The sequence below is a fragment of the Roseibium sp. QJM3NY_11 genome, from assembly GCF_056173175.1.
The window spans coordinates 5,529,904-5,548,051 of the sequence record NZ_CM149660.1 but is presented as its reverse complement, the minus strand read 5'-3'; the positions used below and the strand labels follow the sequence as shown (position 1 = coordinate 5,548,051).

Annotated in this window: 21 protein-coding genes; 8 read left to right on the top strand and 13 right to left on the bottom strand. The window is 63.1% G+C overall.

The features are described 5' to 3' along the window. Positions 1–52 precede the first annotated feature (52 nt). Genes AC0VX3_RS25385 through AC0VX3_RS25375 form a run of 3 tightly spaced genes read right to left on the bottom strand, consistent with a single transcriptional unit; the run spans position 53 to position 2,185 of the window. Positions 53–463: a DUF350 domain-containing protein gene (locus AC0VX3_RS25385; RefSeq protein ID WP_342891494.1), complete on the bottom strand. Its 411-nt coding sequence runs from the start codon at positions 461–463 to the stop codon at positions 53–55. A gap of 20 nt (positions 464–483) precedes the next feature. Next, a complete protein-coding gene (locus AC0VX3_RS25380) occupies positions 484–1,128 on the bottom strand; it encodes a DUF2491 family protein (protein ID WP_475522841.1) in 645 nt (214 codons plus the stop codon). Next, the gene (locus tag AC0VX3_RS25375; protein WP_475522840.1) at positions 1,109–2,185 is read right to left on the bottom strand and encodes a potassium channel family protein; all 1,077 of its coding nucleotides are present in this window, start codon (positions 2,183–2,185) and stop codon (positions 1,109–1,111) included. The genes AC0VX3_RS25380 and AC0VX3_RS25375 overlap by 20 nt, the downstream gene beginning before the upstream one ends. A 159-nt stretch (positions 2,186–2,344) precedes the next feature. Between AC0VX3_RS25375 and AC0VX3_RS25370 the strand changes: the two genes are divergently transcribed. From AC0VX3_RS25370 to AC0VX3_RS25360, 3 genes are read left to right on the top strand one after another with little or no spacing between them, the layout of a single operon-like run. Next, a complete protein-coding gene (locus tag AC0VX3_RS25370; protein WP_348146207.1) occupies positions 2,345–2,785 on the top strand; it encodes a YjfI family protein in 441 nt (146 codons plus the stop codon). Between the two features lie 32 nt (positions 2,786–2,817). Beyond that, the gene (locus AC0VX3_RS25365; protein ID WP_348146204.1) at positions 2,818–3,489 is read left to right on the top strand and encodes a PspA/IM30 family protein; all 672 of its coding nucleotides are present in this window, start codon (positions 2,818–2,820) and stop codon (positions 3,487–3,489) included. A 10-nt stretch (positions 3,490–3,499) separates the two neighbouring features. After that, positions 3,500–4,669 carry a glutathionylspermidine synthase family protein gene (locus AC0VX3_RS25360; RefSeq protein WP_475522839.1) on the top strand — a complete coding sequence of 390 codons (1,170 nt, stop codon included), beginning with the start codon at positions 3,500–3,502 and terminating at the stop codon, positions 4,667–4,669. Between the two features lie 141 nt (positions 4,670–4,810). Here AC0VX3_RS25360 and AC0VX3_RS25355 read toward each other — a convergent pair whose 3' ends face one another. From AC0VX3_RS25355 to AC0VX3_RS25340, 4 genes are all read right to left on the bottom strand, one after another. Beyond that, the gene (locus tag AC0VX3_RS25355) at positions 4,811–4,990 is read right to left on the bottom strand and encodes a hypothetical protein (RefSeq protein ID WP_475522838.1); all 180 of its coding nucleotides are present in this window, start codon (positions 4,988–4,990) and stop codon (positions 4,811–4,813) included. Between the two features lie 145 nt (positions 4,991–5,135). Next, positions 5,136–5,903 carry a sensor histidine kinase gene (locus AC0VX3_RS25350; protein ID WP_475525248.1) on the bottom strand — a complete coding sequence of 256 codons (768 nt, stop codon included), beginning with the start codon at positions 5,901–5,903 and terminating at the stop codon, positions 5,136–5,138. Beyond that, positions 5,836–6,375, bottom strand: coding sequence for a GAF domain-containing protein (locus AC0VX3_RS25345; protein WP_475522837.1), 540 nt, complete (start codon positions 6,373–6,375; stop codon positions 5,836–5,838). Before AC0VX3_RS25345 ends, AC0VX3_RS25350 begins: the two co-directional genes overlap by 68 nt. Positions 6,376–6,571: 196 nt before the next feature. After that, positions 6,572–7,531 (bottom strand): DMT family transporter, encoded by a 960-nt coding sequence (locus AC0VX3_RS25340; RefSeq protein WP_475522836.1) that lies wholly within the window; start codon positions 7,529–7,531, stop codon positions 6,572–6,574. Positions 7,532–7,789: 258 nt separating this feature from the next. Here AC0VX3_RS25340 and AC0VX3_RS25335 point away from each other — a divergent pair, with 258 nt between their 5' ends. Further along, a complete protein-coding gene (locus tag AC0VX3_RS25335) occupies positions 7,790–8,692 on the top strand; it encodes an NUDIX hydrolase (RefSeq protein WP_475522835.1) in 903 nt (300 codons plus the stop codon). A 77-nt stretch (positions 8,693–8,769) separates the two neighbouring features. Here AC0VX3_RS25335 and AC0VX3_RS25330 read toward each other — a convergent pair whose 3' ends face one another. Both AC0VX3_RS25330 and AC0VX3_RS25325 read right to left on the bottom strand, forming a co-directional pair. Then, a complete protein-coding gene (locus tag AC0VX3_RS25330; protein WP_475522834.1) occupies positions 8,770–9,384 on the bottom strand; it encodes a ferric reductase-like transmembrane domain-containing protein in 615 nt (204 codons plus the stop codon). A 7-nt stretch (positions 9,385–9,391) separates the two neighbouring features. Continuing rightward, positions 9,392–9,880: a twin-arginine translocation pathway signal gene (locus AC0VX3_RS25325; RefSeq protein ID WP_475522833.1), complete on the bottom strand. Its 489-nt coding sequence runs from the start codon at positions 9,878–9,880 to the stop codon at positions 9,392–9,394. A 1,391-nt stretch (positions 9,881–11,271) separates the two neighbouring features. Between AC0VX3_RS25325 and AC0VX3_RS25320 the strand changes: the two genes are divergently transcribed. Further along, a complete protein-coding gene (locus AC0VX3_RS25320; RefSeq protein WP_475522832.1) occupies positions 11,272–11,946 on the top strand; it encodes a DUF2161 domain-containing phosphodiesterase in 675 nt (224 codons plus the stop codon). Positions 11,947–11,978: 32 nt separating this feature from the next. Here AC0VX3_RS25320 and AC0VX3_RS25315 read toward each other — a convergent pair whose 3' ends face one another. After that, positions 11,979–13,121: a heparin lyase I family protein gene (locus AC0VX3_RS25315; RefSeq protein WP_475522831.1), complete on the bottom strand. Its 1,143-nt coding sequence runs from the start codon at positions 13,119–13,121 to the stop codon at positions 11,979–11,981. Positions 13,122–13,452: 331 nt separating this feature from the next. On the opposite strand from AC0VX3_RS25315, the gene AC0VX3_RS25310 reads away from it, so the two are divergent. The 3 genes from AC0VX3_RS25310 to AC0VX3_RS25300 all read left to right on the top strand — a co-directional run bounded on the left by AC0VX3_RS25310 (position 13,453) and on the right by AC0VX3_RS25300 (position 15,574). After that, positions 13,453–13,920: a hypothetical protein gene (locus tag AC0VX3_RS25310; RefSeq protein WP_475522830.1), complete on the top strand. Its 468-nt coding sequence runs from the start codon at positions 13,453–13,455 to the stop codon at positions 13,918–13,920. Between the two features lie 98 nt (positions 13,921–14,018). Beyond that, positions 14,019–14,366: a hypothetical protein gene (locus tag AC0VX3_RS25305; RefSeq protein WP_475522829.1), complete on the top strand. Its 348-nt coding sequence runs from the start codon at positions 14,019–14,021 to the stop codon at positions 14,364–14,366. Between the two features lie 317 nt (positions 14,367–14,683). Next, positions 14,684–15,574 carry a protein NO VEIN domain-containing protein gene (locus AC0VX3_RS25300; protein WP_475522828.1) on the top strand — a complete coding sequence of 297 codons (891 nt, stop codon included), beginning with the start codon at positions 14,684–14,686 and terminating at the stop codon, positions 15,572–15,574. A 12-nt stretch (positions 15,575–15,586) separates the two neighbouring features. On the opposite strand, the gene AC0VX3_RS25295 is transcribed toward AC0VX3_RS25300, so the two are convergent. The 3 genes from AC0VX3_RS25295 to AC0VX3_RS25285 form a co-directional block, all read right to left on the bottom strand. Next, positions 15,587–16,174, bottom strand: a complete 588-nt coding sequence (locus tag AC0VX3_RS25295) for a PIN domain-containing protein (RefSeq protein ID WP_475522827.1) — start codon at positions 16,172–16,174, stop codon at positions 15,587–15,589. Beyond that, entirely contained in the window at positions 16,164–16,628 is a 465-nt protein-coding gene (locus tag AC0VX3_RS25290) for a helix-turn-helix domain-containing protein (RefSeq protein WP_475522826.1), read from the bottom strand. Before AC0VX3_RS25290 ends, AC0VX3_RS25295 begins: the two co-directional genes overlap by 11 nt. A gap of 361 nt (positions 16,629–16,989) precedes the next feature. Next, complete coding sequence (locus tag AC0VX3_RS25285) at positions 16,990–18,078, bottom strand: hypothetical protein (RefSeq protein ID WP_475522825.1); 1,089 nt, start codon at positions 18,076–18,078, stop codon at positions 16,990–16,992. Between the last annotated feature and the right edge of the window lie 70 nt (positions 18,079–18,148).

The following is an 18,148-nucleotide window of genomic DNA, read 5'->3' as shown; positions in this document are numbered from 1 at the left end:
GTCTGATCTGTTGGGATTGAGGGTCCCGCGGGGCCGGAGCCGCGCGAGCCGGTCAATAGGTGATGCAGGCGGCGTTGAGCAGTCCGACGGTGATCGAAATCGCGGCGAGCTTTGTGCTGATGGCCATTTCGCCCGCTTCGATCCGGGCGGTGATCTTCGGATAGAACCGGCGGAAGATCTGATAGGCGATCAACTGCGCGATACAGGCGATGATGCCCCAGAGGATGAAGTCGAAGATGTTGACCGAATTGGCGGCGGCGCTTGCCAGCGGCAGCGAGAACCCGAGAAAGGCGGCGCTGAACACCAGCGAGGCGGCGACATTGTTGTCCTTGATCAAGGCCATTTCGTCATGGGGTGTCATGACCGTGTAGATCTTCATGAAGATCAGCAGCATCGCGATGGCCGCGATGAAATAGGCGACAAAGGGAATGATGCCGTAAAGGGATGCCTGTAGGTCTGCCATTGGTGTCTCCCGTGACGTTATTAGACAGAAAAATTATGGCGCTCGAGGGGAAAGCCGATCATGAAGGCGACGCTTCTTTCCGCGCCTTCCGGTTCTTCCATGTTGATGAGCAGCATTTCGTCGCGCCCGTCCCTGAGGGGCCGGGCGAACAGCATGGCCGTTTGAAAGATGCGCCGCCGGCCGCTGCCGTCCCGCGCGTCGCACACGTCCTCCCAATAGGTCATCGGGTCTTCCGGTGCGGTGGAGGTGTCGAACCAGGCGCGCTCGAAACGGTGGTCGCCGTCCTCGCCGCGAAGCGTGTAGCCCGTCTGGCGGATCGCGGTCTTCATGCGGTCCCATTCGGCGTCGCCGGACGGATACTGCACATCGTGGAAGTACCACAGCATGATCTCGTCGACCCGCTCGTCGGTCTCGCCGTCGCCGCCCTGAAACTGGATCAGGAAGCGGTCGTCATCGGGGTAGAAGCGGTGCATGTGCGACTGCTCGCCGAGGTCGCAGTGACCCTGGGCCGTGATCATCAGCGTGGTGTCCGGCCGTTCGATCAGGCTGTCGGCGGGCAGGAGCCGCAGCGCGATCGGGTCGAAGGTGATGCCGCGGCCGATGGTCAGACCGAGAACTTCCGGCGGCTGCCAGCCTTTCGACCGCTTAAACAGAGACCCGAACATCGCTTCCCTCCAGGCCGGCCAGGATCTGGCGTTCGGACAATCGCGCGCTCGCAAGGTAATAGAACGAGCCGCCCGACTTCAATGTTTTCGGGAAGGGGCGGAACAGAAAGGCGGCATCGTCCGGCTGTGACACGGCAATCAGGGTGCCTTCGGCGCCGGAAAGCGCTTTTTCCAGAAAAGCCGTTTCGGTTGCGCCGCCATTGCCGCCAGTGGCGCCCTCCGTCTCGATGACGGCCGAATAGATGGTGGCCCCGAGACCGGCCGTGGACAGGGCCATCAGGATCTGGCCGGCGCCCGGGTCCTGGGCGGCCCGCACCAGCGCCTCGCAGGAATTGGACACGACCGGTTCGATGCCGGCGAGCCTGCCCGCACGCCGTGCGGTGTCCCTGTCCTCGAAATAGGCAGCCACGTGGACGGTCTCGTTGAGTTCACGGATCGCGAGGCACGTGTTGAAGGTCTCCGCGTCCGAGCCGGCATAGACCAGCACCTTCTGCGCGCCGGGGATCGCGGCGCGCCGGAGCGATTGCAGCGCATCCATGCGTTCGGCCCGGATCAAACGCACCCCTTCGGGAACCTCGACGTTCTTGGAGTCCGCCAGCAGGATGATCTTGTCGTCGCCGTCCTGGCCGGCGATCAGGTTTTCCACCATCAGCGGGGTCCGGTCGCGACGGTATCCCACGATGACCGTCGCGTTCTCGACGCGCTCGAAATTTCCGTTTCCGTCAGCCATACGCCTCACTCCTTCCACAAGGACACCCGTCAGCCGGCCCAGAACCGCGGAGAATATCAGAAGAGCCCCGGGAAAGAACCAGAACGCGGCAACCATGCGTCCGGCTTCCGTCTCCGGCGACAGATCGCCGTAGCCGACCGTGGACGCGGTCGTTGCCGCGAAATAGATGAAAGTCAGCGGGTTGTCCGTCAGTCCGCTCTCGCCCGCCAGCACGAAAAGCACCCAGGAAATCAACAGATAGGCGCAGATCAGCGACCCAAGCAGCCAGAGCTTGAGTTCCAGAACATGCTGGTAAAGTCGCGAAACAATTAATTGCAGAATAGGCACGGCTTAAATCGGCCCCGGTTTCAATGGCGGCTACTCTGACCAGCGGCGGCGGCCTTGTCAATTCGGATCGCGCAGGGAAAAATCGCTTGAATCAGTCATGTTTGACTTCTACTTGTTCGGTGCCGAAAGGCCAAGACAGCGGAAACGGGAGCTTCTGGAATGACTGCAAGGCAAACACCCTGGACATTGCAGGAGCTTAAAGAGGCTCTCGAGCAGTCCGCCTCGTTCGGCGGGGACGAAATCAGCTGTGCGCTCAGCGTTGAGCAGCCCGATGTGCTCGAGGTCCGGCTGGGGTCGGCCGGCGGCATCGCCCTGTTCGTGACCGTCGGGGACACGCAAATTCTCACCACCACGGTGTTGTGGCCGCGCGAAGACCAGGACGATCCCGGCGCTTTCGAGGCGATGATGCTGCGCAACCACAAGAAGCTGCTGCCGCTGTGCGCGCTGTCGATCGACCTGGTCGACGGCCGTGAGTATTATGAACTCTTTGGCGCCATGTCGGTGCGGTCAACGCTCGATTCCGTCGAGACCGAACTGCGCACCATTGCCAACAGCGCCCTGGAACTGGCCGCGGATGTCGGCCCCAGGGCCGTCGTCTGAACCCGCCGTTGATTTAGCAAGGACATCTGAAAATGACTGTTTGGGGCAAATTGATCACGGCGTTCAAGGGCCATGCCAACGACGCGGCGGAAGCTGTTCAGGACGCCAACCTGATGACGATCCTTGAGCAGGAAGTGCGCGAGGCCAAACAGGCCATCGCTGCCGCCAAGGACGAAAAGGCCCGCATGGCCGCCAACCGCAAGCTGAAGGAAAAATCCGTCGGGGAACTGATGGGCGAGATCGAGCGGCGCACGGACGCGGCCCGCAACGCCAAGGCCCAGGGCGACGAGCCGCTGGCCGTGGAGATCATCGAGAGCATCCTGAAACTGCGTGACAAGACGGAAGCCGATCAGGCCCTGTTCGACCAGTACAAGTCGACCGAGGAGCGCATGGACGCCAGCATCCGCCAGTCCGTGAACAAGATCGAGACCCTGCAGCGCAAGATCGAGAGCGCCAAGGCCAACGAAGCGCTGATCAAGGCCCAGAAGGCGGCCTCCACCAACACCACCGCCTCCGATGGCAGGCTTGCCAGCGCCGTCGACAGCCTTGCCCGTCTGGAACAGCGCCAGGCCGAGCAGCAGGCCATGCTGGAAGCCGCAGACGAGGATGCCCGCCAGGAAAGCGGCGCCGACCTGGAAGCCAAGATCAAGGCCCTGGAAAACCCGGGCCGCAACGATGTCCAGGCGCTCCTGGCCAAGCTCTGACGGCGGCCCGATGCAGCGCATCGATCTGCCCGAGCGGCCGGACTGGAAGGAAGAGGCCGAACGTCTCGGCTTCGGTTTCCACACCATGTATGGCGCGCCCTACTGGGACGAAAGCCACGCCTACAGCTTCACGCTGCGCGAGATCGAGGAGGATCTGGAGGATCCTTCGCAGGCGCTCTACGGCATGTGCCTCGATCTGGTCGACCGGGCCGTGCGCGACGACGCCCTGCTTGAAAAAATGGCGATCCCCGAGGCCTACCGCGCCTGGATTCGCGCCTCCTGGGAAGCCGGACAGCCGTCCCTCTACGGCCGCTTCGATTTTTTCTATGACGGCAGCGGCCCGGCGAAGCTGCTTGAATTCAACGCCGATACGCCGACGGCACTCTACGAGACCGGCTTTTTCCAGTGGATATGGCTGGAGCAGCAGATGGCGGCCGGTGTGTTGCCGCCCGGGGCCGACCAGTTCAACTCCGTCCAGGACCGGCTGATCGAGCGCTTCGCGGCCATGTTCGCGCCTGGTTATCACATTCATTTCGCCTCTTCGAAGGACCAGGACGAAGACCGCGCCACCGTGCGCTATCTGGAGGATTGCGCCCGGCAGGCGGGTCTGATCCCGCATTTTGTCGCCGTCGAGGACATCGGCGTGGACGGGGAGGGCCGCTTTGCCGACACCGAATCCCACGTCATCGACGCCCTGTTCAAGCTCTATCCGTTCGAGGACATGTTCCGCGAGGACTACGGCCCGTATCTGCCCGGGGCGCCGGTGCAGCTTCTGGAACCGCCCTGGAAGGCGATCCTCTCCAACAAGGCGATCCTGCCATTGCTCTGGGAGATGTTTCCGGGCCATCCCAATCTCCTGCCTGCCTATTTCGACGGCGAGGCGGACAAAGAGTTTCTGAAAGGCGCGCATGTGCGCAAGCCGTTCTTCAGCCGGGAAGGCGCCAATATTACGGTGCTGAGGCCGGAGGCCGAGGACATCACCACGCCGGGCCACTACGGCGCCGAGGGCCATATCCTGCAGGCCTATGCCGAACCGCCGAAATTCGGCGACGACTACGTCATGATCGGCTCGTGGATCATCGGCGGCCAGGCATCGGGCATCTGCCTGCGCGAGGACAAGGCGCTGGTCACCCAGGACCTGTCGCGCTTCGTGCCTCATGTGATCCTGGAACAAGGGTAAAACGCAGTCTGGCGAGTCGGCAGGTCCCGGATCAGGTCCGGGACTGCGTTGATTGAGAATCCGCGGTGCACCCGGCCCCGCGCGCCCCGGCCTTGAGCCGGGGCGCGCGGCACTTGAGCAAGCGGAGCATGCGCCGTTCCGTCAGTCCTTGCCGGAACCAGGTTTCTGCGGTGCTACGCCGGCATCGGGCTCCTGGCCGAAAAACGTGCCGCCGAGCTGTCCGCCAGCACTGGTGTTGTCCGCGACGCGCTTGATCCGGGCCGCTTCTTCCTCGGCTTCCTTGCGCTGTTCCGGGCTCATTGTGATCTTTTCGTCGGTCATCTGATCCTCCTGTTCCGTTTCGGGGTCTGGAGAGTCAACGGGCGGGCGTCAGGATCGTTCCAAATGGGGTCTCGCCATCAGCGCGACGGGACAGGCACTCCGACTTCAAACCCGCACAGGTCCGCCAGTGTCATGTCCGCCAGTGTCATGTCCCGGGGGAAGCCGGAAGCGTGAAGGCGAAAGTCGTCAGGCCGTTCTCGCAGGCCACGTCGAGGCGACCGCCATGAGCGGCGGCGATCGACGAGGCGATGTAAAGGCCGAGACCGAGTCCTTCGCCTTTCGTGTCCTTGCCGCGCTGGAACGGCTTGAACAGACGGTTTCTCACATGGTCGGGAATGGCCTCGCCACGATTGATGACCTGAAGGACCATGTCCCCGCCGGTCTCCAGACTGCGTACCTGCACCGGCTGGCCGGGATCGGTGTGCCGGATGGCGTTGGACACAAGGTTGGACACCGCCTGGGCAACGCGCGGGGCATCGCAGATCAGGGGCTGGTCGAAGGCCAGTGCGAGCTCGATCGCGCGGTCCGGGAACGCGGCGCGGATTTCCGCGACAACCTGTTCGATGGCTTCATCCAGTGGCGCGTCCGGCACCGCATGGACACGGATACCGCCGCCGAGGCGCGACTTGGCGTGCAGCATCATGTTCTCGATGAGGTCCTGCATGCGCAGCAGGGAGGACTTCATCAGTGACAAGACAAGTTGCGCATTGTCGGATCGGGGCTCCCGTTCCAGCTGCCGGATCCCCGCCGAGAGAGCCGCCACGGGACTGCGCAGATCGTGACCGAGCACGGCCACGAACTCTTCCTGGATCTTGGTCATCTCGCGCTCATGGGCCGCGAGGTGTTCATGAGCCAGCAACCGTTCCTCGGTCTCCAGACTGCGGCCGATTATGTCCGCGAACAGTTGCAGCATGGCCACGGCACGCGGCTGCTTGACGTTCTCTTTGCTCTGTGTCGATGGCGCACAGGGTTCCGAAGAAGACGCCGTTGCTCCGGTAGATCGGGATCGAGGCGTAGCTGATGATGCCGAACTTGGCCGCGATCGGATGACCGCCATAGACCTCGTCGGTGGCCGCGTCGTTGAAGAGCACGTTCTGCGCCGTTTCGCGCACGGTCTGACAGAAGGTCGACTGGATTTCGATCTCGTCGCCCGACTGAAGGCCGAAATTGATCTCGTCGACGGTACGGCAGGCGACCCAGCGGTCTTCGGTCACCCGGGCGACCGCAGCGAAGCGCATATTTGTGGCCAGCATGACCGTTTCCAGGATGACACCGACGGTGTCGCTGGTGGCAATGGCCTCGATATCCGCCTGGAAATCGTGCTTCCCGGCGAGAAAGGCGGCGTGATCCTGCAGGCCGGTTATCGGCAGAGGGACTTCGTTCATGGCTATTGACGGCTCGTTTCAGGTCCGTGACCTTGATAGATTTCCCGATCCGGAAACGGTTGGCAATCCCGTGCCTCAGCCGGATCGCACGAATCCTTCGCTCCATATTCAGGTTTTTCGGCTCTGTCACCCGTAAAATGCGGATTTTGGCCGGTTTTGCTCTTGAGACTGTCCCTCGAGGGGGGCGTGATGCCTGTCACCGGTTGGAAATGGTGCATGGCCGGCGCGGGTTCCAGATCTCCAGAAGGCTTGCGCCGAGGACCATCGCGCCCCCGGCAATTTCCACCGGTGTCAGGAACTCCCCCGCCATGAGCGCCGCCGAAGCCGCACCAACGAGAACCTCCGTCATCAGGAGGATGCCGACGCGCGCCGGTTCCAGCCGGACGGTTGCCCACATCAGCGCCGCCGTCGACAGGCCCCACCACAGGCCGCCGGCCGTGAGCGCCAGCACGCCGATGCGCAGGATCTGACCGGCCGCCGCGTCTTCCCGGATGGACGGTCCGGCAGCATGGGCGGTTCCCGTGACCGCTTCCGTGAACAGGCCCGGTACCAGAGTGAGCATCAGGGCGAGCAGCAGCGCGGTCAGGGCCGCGCCGGCGGCGAACACGAAGGTGGCGTCCACCGGCCCGAGCGTCGATCTGGCCTTGATGCCGGTGGTGGCGATCGCCCACAGCAGCCCCGCGATCAGCGCCATCCATTCTCCGGCGCCGTCCGGCAGCGGCACGGTGCCGTCCGCGCCCAGCATCACGCCGAGTCCCGCAAGGCCGAGGCCGATGGCCAGGAGGCGCCGGCTCGGCGTCGGCCAGCCCATGACATAGCGGTCGATCAGGGTGCTCCAGACCGGTGTCATGAAAAACAGCAGGATGACGATCGCGACCCGGCCATAGATGAAGCCGATCGAATACAGCGCGAAGGCGGCCCCGCCAAGGGTGATGGAAACAAGCGCGACGCGGCTGGTGCTGACAAGGGTCCGCCATCTGCGGAGCGCGGCCGGCGCCAGCAGCAGCGTCGCCGCCAGCGTGATCGCCAGGGTGCCCCACGGGCCGTCCAGCCCCGTGCCGGCGAGCGCGCGCACCGGCAGCCAGTAGAAGCCCCAGAGCACGCCGGTGCCAAGCACGATCGCCGTGGCCAGCGCTGTTGTGCGTGTGTCGGTCATGGCCAACCGATATCCCATGGCGTCGGTTCAGACAAAATTTTCCTGTTTCCCGGGCCGCCTCCCGGCGATTTCGTCGAACCCCCTGCCGCCCCGGCCCCCGAGCCGGGGCCTTCCGCCGATCACGGCGGATCCCGGTTCGGGAGCCGGAGCCGTTGCGATGGGACACGGGAGGTACGCGCCTGTGACAGCAAGGTCAGGCCGCGCTATCCTTTTTGCAGGAATGCGGGATATCGCTGTGCTCACCGCAAGGAAGACCTCATGGACCTGATGATCCTCAGCGCCGGCGCGGGCGAAAGACACTGGCACGGACCGCGTTCGGGTCGCCCGCTGCGCAGCAGCGGCAAACGCCAGATGCAGAAGATCGGCGCGTTTCTGGGCGGCGAACGCCTGCGCCCGGACCTTGTGCTGACCGATGGCAGCTTGCGGGCGCATGTCAGCGCGGAAAAAGCCCTCAAGGCGGCCGGCTGGACCGCGCGGGGGATCAGTACGAGCGAAGATCTCGCCGCCGGACGATTGCCTGCGCGTTTGCCCGCGCGTGATGCCCTGAAGCAGCCGCTGCTGGTGGCGCTGCCCGGAACGGTGAGACAGCTTCTCGGCGATCCGGCCTTCGGCCTGCCGCAAGGGCGTGTGGAGGAACTCGGCCCCGGCTGTCTGTTGCGTCTGGCCGGACAGGACGGTCGCTTCCGCCTGATCGCACGCACCGATGCCGGAGACCTGCCGGATCTCTTCCCCTATCCGGCGCCGGACGGCGCGGGCCGCCGCGACCGCCCGGCCTATTATTACCGCCAGTCCGCCGTCATCCCGGTCCGCCACACGCCGGAAGGCTCGCAAATCCTGATTGTCGGTTCCTCCAGCGGCCGCCACTGGACCGTCCCCAAGGGCATCGTCGATCCGGGTCTCTCGCCCGCCGCCTCCGCCAGGATAGAGGCCCGCGAAGAAGCCGGCATCAAGGGCAGGGTCGGCAAGGATCCGCTCGGCCAGTTCTCCTATGAAAAATGGGGCGCGGCCTGCGAGGTCACCGTGTTCGTGATGGAGGTGACGACAGTGCTGGAGGGGCCCGACTGGGAGGAGAGCCACCGGCAGAGGCGATGGGTGTCGGCGCCGCAGGCGGCGGACCTGCTGCGGCTGGAGGCGTTGCGGGAGATGGTGGCGGGGATGTAAAACTCTTTGGGAGAAGCGCGACCGGCGACCGGAAACAGCCGGTCACGGGCCGGTTTCATCGTGCTTTTGTCCTCGCGTCACGCGCGCCGCGGTCCTCTCTTTCGGACCAGCAGGTCCGCTGCCACCTTCACGGTCGCCGCCAAGACCAGCATGCACAGGCCGACCTTCGACCAGGTCTCCATCGTGCCTTCGATCAGCAGCGCATGGACCACACTGCCGGTGATGATGACCATCGCCAGCGCCGTATGCGCGCGGCGCCACACCCGCGGGCGCAGGCGATGGCGAAAGAGGGCAAGGAGCGCGGCGGCAAGGACCGCCCATAGCGCGATCACGCCCCAGGCCGAAAACGGCGTTGGCGATCGGAACAAGAGCGCATCGATCACGTCCGGCGGGCTGGTGATCCACAGGCCGGCGACATGGCTCAGCACCAGGGCGACCAGCAGAGCGCCGATCCAGCGGTGGATGCGCCGCCCGCGTGCACCGGAAAGACCCGGCAGACCTCCGCCCGCCAGCAGGGGCTGGAGCAGCAGCAGCGCCATCGCGGCAATACCTGCAAACCCGGCTGCGATATAGACCGGCTGCCGCCAGGCAAGCAGCGGGCTCAGGGCCGCGGCTGCGACCGGCACGAGGAGTGCCGCCGCCAGGGCGGCCCAGGTCAGGAGCGCAGCGGTTCGGCGGCTGGCTGTCGGCATTCCCCGCTCAGGCCGGCTGCAGAACGAAATGCGCTTCCAGGCTGGTGTCCCGCGCGCTCGACATCACCGGACGCAGGAACACGGTCTCGAAGTCGCCGCCGTCATAGGCCAGATGTCCGTGCGCCTGGCCGAAGGCCGGCACGATCTGCGGCATTTCCAGACGGAATACGCCGTTCGCGTCGCTCATGGTAGCACCATGGCTGCGCCGGTCGCGCTCGTGGCCCTCGGTGGTGTGCGCCCAGACCTGAATGCGCTGTCCGGCCAGTGGTGCACCATCGCCCGCGCGCCGCACCGTGCCGGTCATCCAGAACCCGCCGCCGCCGATCCGGCTGACGACCGGCGCGTCCGGCAGATAGTTGTTGGACCCGCCGCGCATGGACCGCGTCGGCGCCAGGCCATCGGCGCGGGCCGGGACGACAAGCCCGGACGCGGCCGCCACAACGGCGGCGCCGCCCGTGGCAAGCAGGCCGCGGCGGGTAAGGAGGTCGGTGGTCATCGGGATCTCTCCTGTCGGACAGTCATTTCCCGGCGGCTTGCCGCGTGCCGGGATCACTGTAAATTACGAGCGCTTCGTCAGGAAATTATAGTGCGTTTGTGGCGATTTCCGAGATGGGCCCCGCACAGATGGGAAAAAGCGCGCTCACGCTTGCGTGAATGACGGCCACCGGTGCCGGAATTTCCAATTTGTTTGGCGATAGCGGCGATGGCTGCTTGCGCCATTTACAAGGCCCACGCCCCACCCACAGCCTCATCCTGAGGAAGCCCCACCTCACAACCTCACCCTGAGGAAGCGCAAAGCGCTGTCTCGAAGGATCGGCGGCCCATTCCGGCAGTGGCGGCCGCCCCTTCGAGACACCGCTGACGCGGCTCCTCAGGGTGAGGCGGAGTGTGTGGCCGGGGCCGTGAGGAGCGGTCCCGCCGGGCCGGGCCAGGCCGGGATGCGCCATGACCCGCCACGCCGGAATGCACCACGCCACACCGTGCCTCGTAGCGCCACGCCAGCCGCGCCGGGGCGCGGATCATTGAGAACGGCCCGGAAACGGTGGCCCGAACCCGTCGGCGATGGCTGCTTGCACCATTTACAAGGCCCACGCCCCACCCACAGCCTCATCCTTAGGAAGCTCCACCCGCAGCCTCATCCTGAGGAAGCCCCACCCCACAACCTCATCCTGAGGAAGCATCACCTGAAAGCCTCATCCTGAGGAAGGCCGCAGGCCTGTCTCGAAGGATCGACGGCCCATTCCGGAAGTGGCAGCCGCCCCTTCGAGACGCCGCTGACGCGGCTCCTCAGGGTGAGGCGGAGTGTGTGGCAGCGGCCGTTATGGCCTGTCCCGCCGGGCCGGGCCGGGCCAGGCCGGGATGCGCCATGACCCGCCACGCCGGAATGCACCACGCCACACCGTGCCCCGTAGCGCCACGCCAGCCGCGCCGGGGCGCGGATCATTGAGAACGGCCCGGAAACGGTGGCCCGAACCCGTCGGCGATGGCTGCTTGCACCATTTACAAGGCCCACGCCCCACCCCCAGCTTCATTCTTAGGAAGCCCCACCCGCAGCCTCATCCTGAGGAAGCCCCACCCGAAAGCCTCATCCTGAGGAAGGCCGCAGGCCTGTCTCGAAGGATCGGCGGCCCATTCCGGCAGTGGCGGCCGCCCCTTCGAGACGCCACTGACGCGGCTCCTCAGGGTGAGGCGGAGTGTGTGGCAGTGGCCGTTATGGCCTGTCCCGGCGTGCCCCGCCCCGCCGGGCCGGGCTGGGATGCACCACGCAGCGCCACGCCAGCCGCGCCGGGGCGCGGATCATTGAGAACGGCCCGGAAACGGTGGACCATTTCCGGCAGCGGCGGCTTGCCGATTGTCCGGGTTTTGCCTCCTGCCTAAACTCCCGGCATGGAACGCATTCTGGAAACCGATCTCTACCTGCCGGTCAAGACCTTCCTTCAGGGTCAGGGATATGAGGTCAAGGCCGAGGTCGGCTCTGCCGACATCGTCGCCTGCCGCGGCGAAGAAGACCCGGTGATCGTCGAACTGAAGACCGGCTTCACGCTGAGCCTGTTCCACCAGGCGGTCGACCGCCAATCGATCACCGATGCGGTCTATGTCGCGGTCGCCCGCGGGCCGGGCAAGCGGTTTCTGGCAAGCCTCAAGAACAACCTCAAGCTCGCCCGGCGGCTCGGCATCGGCGTCATCACCGTCCGCCTTGCCGACGGTCTGGTCGAGGTTCCCCTCGACCCGGCGCCGTTTTCGCCGCGCAAGTCCAAACCCCGCAAGGCCCGGCTGCTGCGCGAATTCTCCCGCCGCGTCGGCGATCCCAACACCGGCGGCTCGACCCGGGTGACGCTGGTCACCGCCTACCGCCAGGACGCGATCCGCTGCGCCGGACACCTTCACGCCAACGGCCCCAGCCGCGGGTCGGACGTGGCCAGGGCAACCGGCGTCACCCGCGCCACCCGCATGATGGCCGACGATCACTACGGCTGGTTCGAACGTGTCGAACGCGGGATCTATGGCCTGACACCCAAGGGGCGGGGCGCGGTTGACGGTGGCGATGCAGGAGGCGGATAGGGACCGCCCTGCCGCCTGCCGCCTGCCACCTGTCAGTCGGCCAACCCGACCTGCGTGACCGTCCCGTCGCAATTGCCGATCTTTCTGGAAATGCAAATCCGGTCGACATCCATGTGGTGCGTTCCGGTTATCCGGTCCCGATAGGCGCCGAACTTGAATTTCATCCGGCTGGGGCCCAAACCGTCATGGCCCACATGACCGCTCATCCGCACAATGAAGCGCCCGTTCGCGTAGACGTCGATTTGTCCCTGTTCCGCGCCGAGGGGTTTGATCCGGTAGGACATGGTCACCCAGCCTTTGCGCGGATCCGGCAGCTGTGGCGGTTCGCCGCCGTCGGTTGTCCAGACGGTGAACCCCTCCGGGGTGCAGACCTTGTCCTCGCGGGTGCATTTCAGGGGCTGCGATTTTTTTAAGGCCCGCTGCCCTTGCCCTTCGGGCGCGGCCAGCAGAGACGGGTCGTCGGTTTTCAGGTCGGGGTCGCCGTCCGCCACGGCCACCATGCAGCGGCACCTGTCGCGCTGTGCGGTGATGTGAAAGACGCCATTGTCGAACCTTTGAGCCAGAAACGGGTTCTGGCTGTAGTCGTGCGGCCACTCCGAAGCGGGGGCGTATTTCCATTGCGCCATTATCCATCGGCTTGAGCCGCAGGGCGGCGGCGTGCCCCTCGTGCGGAAGCGGATCGTGTACCAGTGCGGATCCGACACGTCGTGGACATATTTCTTCTGAAGCAGGCGCAACTCGTTGCGTTGCACTTTCGTGCTGTCGCCTTCCTCGCAGCGGCTTTCGAGGCTGCGGGCGTCCGGTGCAATCATGCTGAAACCGAGATCCGTGGCATCGTCGTCGGCCGTGTAGCGCTCGAGACGTTCCGGCGCCAGGCCGAGGTCAACCCCCTGTTTCCGGTAGGCCTCCCTGCTGGCACAGTCGTCGACATCTCCGCGGGCCTTGTCGATCGAGGCAGTCAGATAACGGGTTGTCGTCGTGTTCGTGACTTCCTCGTCGAAGGTGATCAGCCGCGGGTAATCCGCCTGACAGGTGGCCCAGACGTACTTATTGAGACGCCCGTTGCTGAAGCCCTCCCGCAACTCCGCCCCGAGGGAGGGGGTGGCGGAAAGGGTGACGCAAAGTGGCGCACACACGGCCAGTAAGAAACTTGAAAACAACAGTCGACCGAACATTGCCCCCTCCCGGAAAACAGAGCCTTCGATGCCTGCGCGACCAGCGCCTGCACCGATTGCTGGAAATACAATCCAGAATAGCATGGACGCCTCTCCAAACCAATGTCGAGCGACGACCCGAATCCGGCGATGTTCAGAGCGTCTCTGCCCAAAGAGTGCTGATCTTGCCTCATCTGGTGGCTGATTTACGCCCGCCGGACTTCGTTGCACCGCGCGCCCGGCCGCCAGGAGCACGAATTGTATTTTCTGTGTGCCACATCACACTTTTCACGCCCAGTTGGCCGTATCGTTCCCGCAGTGTTGCGGGCAATCAGAGCAACGAGGCAATCCCATGATCATCAGCCGCGTCGATCAGACGAGATACCCGAAATTCACGCGTTATGTTCGCAACAGCCTGCCTTCCATCGCGAATGTTGCGGCCATGCGGCGTGCCTTTCTCAGATACGCGCAAATGAATCGCACGACCTTGCAGCGGGCTCTCGCCTGGGGAAACCAGCCGACACTGAACATCACGGCGCTCGCATCGCCCGCCGGTACTTTCAGGAATGGCGAGTTCACGCCCAACACCGGCTCCAATGAAATTCGCCTGAACCAGATCCTGGTGACGGCCTATGAAAACGGGACCCCTGCCAACATGGCCTATACGACCAACGCGGCCGGGACGCAGTTGCCGCGCGTCGGGGTGACCATCCTGCACGAGTTGGTGCACTGGGGCGACGATCAGGATGGCATCGATTATCCCGGTGAAGAGGGAGAGCTTTTCGAAACGGCGGTTTACGGACGGAACACCTCGGGATGAGCCCCGCCGCGCACTTCAAAACCTTTCGCCGCACCGCAGGCGTGTTCATCTGGGCGTTGCTGGTTTCTGACGCGCCCTTCGCAAGAGGAGATTCAGTTTTGGCGTACGACCCCATTGCGCTTGAGGCCGTGATCGGCGATCCGCGGGTGCAGGCATTCATGCATCCCGAGGAAAGCGGGCGGTTTCCGTTACAGGTCACTCTGCCGGAAGGCACTGACACCGGGAGCTTCGCGGCTGTCGATCTGGGCGTCCCGTCCGTGTTTCTGAACCCGGCCACCGCGCCGGACCCGGCCCGGGCCAACCTGATCGTCTCGACGCTTGAACTCGGGGAAACCGGCGGCAGCATCGAATTCAGCCTGCCGATCGAAGGGCTCTTTGGCTCGGCACAACTGCGCCTTGAAAATGGCGCCTGGACCGTGAGCTCCCTGCGTCTGGTCGAGCAATAGGCAGCCACGCCGCTTGCACCCCTCTCCCCCCTTGGGGGGAGATGTCCGTGAAACGGACAGAGGGGGGTGAAACCGTGCCTCATGTCCTGTGAAAGCTGTGTCCCGCCGAGAGGCTGTCCCCCCTCTGTCTCCTGCCGGAGACATCTCCCCCGCAAGGGGGGGAGAAAGCAGCAAGTGGCAAGGCCGGTTGCGGAAAGCAGTTCCCTTGAGCGCCGCACACCTTTCCCCCCGGGCGGTCATCCCCGCTCACGCTTCGCTTGCCGGGGATGACCGCCGGCGGAGGGGGCGTCGCCGTGTGCCGAAAGCGCTTTTCCCGCATGACACAACCGGACCGCCGGTCTACCCTGGCGTGCATGAGCGCAGCCGACTGGACAGATACGGAAAATGACGCCGTCGTCGCGGCTTATTTTTCCATGCTCGGCGAGGAACTGTCCGGTCAGTCCTACAACAAGGCGGCCCGTAACCGTTTGCTGCAGGAGCAGACCGGCCGCAGCCGTGGTTCGATCGAATTCAAGCTCAGCAACGTCTCCGCAGCGCTGAAAGGCTTGGCGCAGCCGATGATTGCGGGCTATCAGCCCCGGTTCAATTTCCAGATGACACTCGCGGAAGCCGTTTCCCGCTGGCTGGCAGGGCATCCGGAATGGGAAACGGCGCTCGCCAGCACACATGAGAGCACCCAGGAAAGCCCACAGGCGGCCGGACTGGCGGAGCCGCAGGCCCTGTTCGTCGGAGTCGCTCCGACACTGCGAAATGCGCCGCCGCCGGAAGAGACCGGGAGATTGCAGGCGGTCGCCCGGCACTTCGACGTCGCCGGCCGGGACGAACGCAACCGGGCGCTTGGCTTTGCTGGTGAGAAACTGGTGTATCACCACGAACGCGGCCAGTTGCTGCGTCACGGACGCGACGACCTCGCCAGACGGGTGCGCTGGGTCTCAAGGGAAGACGGTGACGGCGCGGGCTATGACATCTCAAGCTTCACACCGGAGGGCCGGGACCGCCTGATCGAGGTCAAGACCACCAACGGCTGGGAACGCACGCCCTTTCACATCTCGCGCAACGAACTGGAGGTGGCGAATGAGCGCCGCGACGACTGGGTCCTCTTCCGCCTCTACGAATTCGCCCGCACCCCCAAGGCCTTCGAACTGCGCCCGCCGCTGGAAGCGCATGTCGCGCTGACGGCGACGAGTTTTCAGGCGAATTTCGGGTGAGGGGGAGGGCTGTCAGAGGTCTTCGAAGAAGGGTTTCAGGGCCGTTGCGAACTTGGGCATGCCCTTGCGCGTCAGATCGGTCAGGAATTCGGTTTTGGTAAAAGGCGGATTGTCCAGACGCTTGCGGACAGATCGCATGGCGCTGACGGTGAGAGGGCGATTGAGTTCGAATTGCCCGACCAGGAATGTGTCCGGGTCGATGGCTTCCAGCTCGTACTTTTCCAGCACTTCCTCAGGGAAGTCCTTCAGATTGCTGGTGACGATTTGCTGTGCCTCTCCTGCGAGGGCTGCGGCGACCACGTGACGGTCGGCCTGATCCGGGAGGCCTTCAATGGCAGCGATCAACGGTCGGTGACGATGAACCCAGCAGGGTTCGAAGGCGTCCTTCATGATGGCCACGGTGCGATCTATCTTGTCTCGTGTCGTCGCGTGATTGGCGAGAACGCTACGCGACCATTCGTCCATGATCTCATCCGTCCAGACGGCCCTGAACAGGCCGTGATGGACCATGGTCAAAAGGATGTCGCGCATCCGGTTGGGGTAGAGCACATTGGCATCCAGAACGACGCAGAACCCGTCCGCGACGAAATCAGCCGGCATCGATTTCCTGGCCGAGCGCGGCCAGTTCAGCCAGGGCTTCCTCCTGTTGTGTGTCTCTTTTGGCCTTGTAAGCCATCAGGTCATCGAATTTGATCCGCCGGTGCGACCCGACTTTGAAGCACTTGATGTCACCGCGTTTCAGCAGCTTTGTCAGGAACGGGCGCGACACGTTCAGCATGCTCGCGGCCTGGGCCGTGGTCAGATCCGCTCCGGTCGGCACCAGCGTGACCATGCTGCCGCTGGCAACTTCCGACAAAAGGTTGATCATCAGCTCGCTGATGGCCGGAGCAATGCGTAGTTCATTGCCTGCCGTTCCCGCAACGACAAGCGCGCCCTTGGCGTCCTGCGAATTGGCCAGGGCCGCGGCCGCATGCGCCGCGCTTGCAATCTCATCCGGCGTTGGCAATCGGTGGTCCAGGGCATCGGACCTCGTCTTCTCGAGTGTTGCAGCCATGGCAGCGTCTCCCTTCCGTCTCCAGACAAGATAGGATTTCTGGCGATGGATCGCAAATGAAATAAGTGAAATAAATGAAATAAGTGTAAAGGGGGTGCGCCTTGACGACTGGGTCCTCTTCCGCCTCTACGAATTCGCCCGCACCCCAAGGCCTTCGAACTGCGCCCGCCGCTGGAGGCGCATGTGGCGCTGATGGTGACGAGTTTTCAGGCGAGTTTCGGATGAGGTGTGCGCCGGAGCAACTGTTTATTGGTTTAGCTGTATGCTCATCCGCAGCACGGAATTCCGACTATTCGCTACGCTGCCCTAAAGGAATTAATAGCAAGACTCGCAATTGTGACATTTCGTCGCTTGGTATCAGTTAGCTAGCCAAAGAAGAATCTTCATCATCATCAACATCTGCCCCAACGAATTCTAAAAGGTTCCTTTCGATGATCCTTTTAACTTTCGGGTCACTGATTTTATACAAGTGAACATGTTTTCCTCCCGATTCGCTTGGGAGCGTCCCATCTTGCGTGATGACACCGCTTTCTTCCCAACCAATTATTTTATTCCTGGCTCCCTGATGTCCAATCTTAAATTTCGTCTGCACATCTTTATTTACGAATGAAGTTTTCCCGAGCCGCAACACCTGGTGAAGCAATTTTCCTGGATACCAAGTGTCGACATTCTCCGTGCAATAAGCGTCTAATCCGCGGTTCAAAGAGACTTCATTTATCTGCTCTGTCTCCCCGGAAATGTCGTGCTCTCGAATGATGATATCCAGAAGCCTAATAAGCTCGCGCGGGGATCTCATCGCCATGTTTGCCAGAAGAGCAAAGGACTCAGTTGGATCTAAGTTGGGATCAATCATGTCAGCATAAGATAAGTGACCGTTTGAGAAAAATTGCAAGCGAGTATCCACCATTTCACGCAAGCCGTCCTCGGTCCAAGTGATGTTAGCGTGAGCAAGTTTGTCTAATCGAACCGGTAAATTTTTGGAAAAGTAATCTTTGACGTTTCCCCAAAGAAAGAAAATCCACGAAAGCCCATCTATCTCCATGAGTTGAATGTGATTAAAGATCGGGTAAACGAGTCGTGCTGTCGCTTCTGCGGAATTAGAAGTTGCGGCTGTTTCATCTACTTTGTCTACAAGAACGCAAATGCCAGAAAATCCAAATGCTCGAGACAGATCGACAAGCTTGGCCAATATGACCCTCGGAACATTGCTCGCGTTGGACTTAAGTGACCTCAGGATATCCTCAGTTGCATCAGTTATATCTAAGTCAGCATCTATTTTCTTTTTTGAAAGGGCGCCCAGTGCAGCGGCAAAGATTTTACTGATCGAATCCCATCTAGCGTTCATCCAGACGTGGCTCTTGGTCGTCCAAGCGCTGTTAAGCAGCTTCAAGGCCTCGGTCGTCGATATATTGCGGTCCATTTCAGGAACAGATAAGTAAAATTCCTCCAATAACGCAACTGCTAACGATCTTTCACCGGGGTCCAAACCTTCGATAGAGGTGGCTCGGGAAATCTGAACA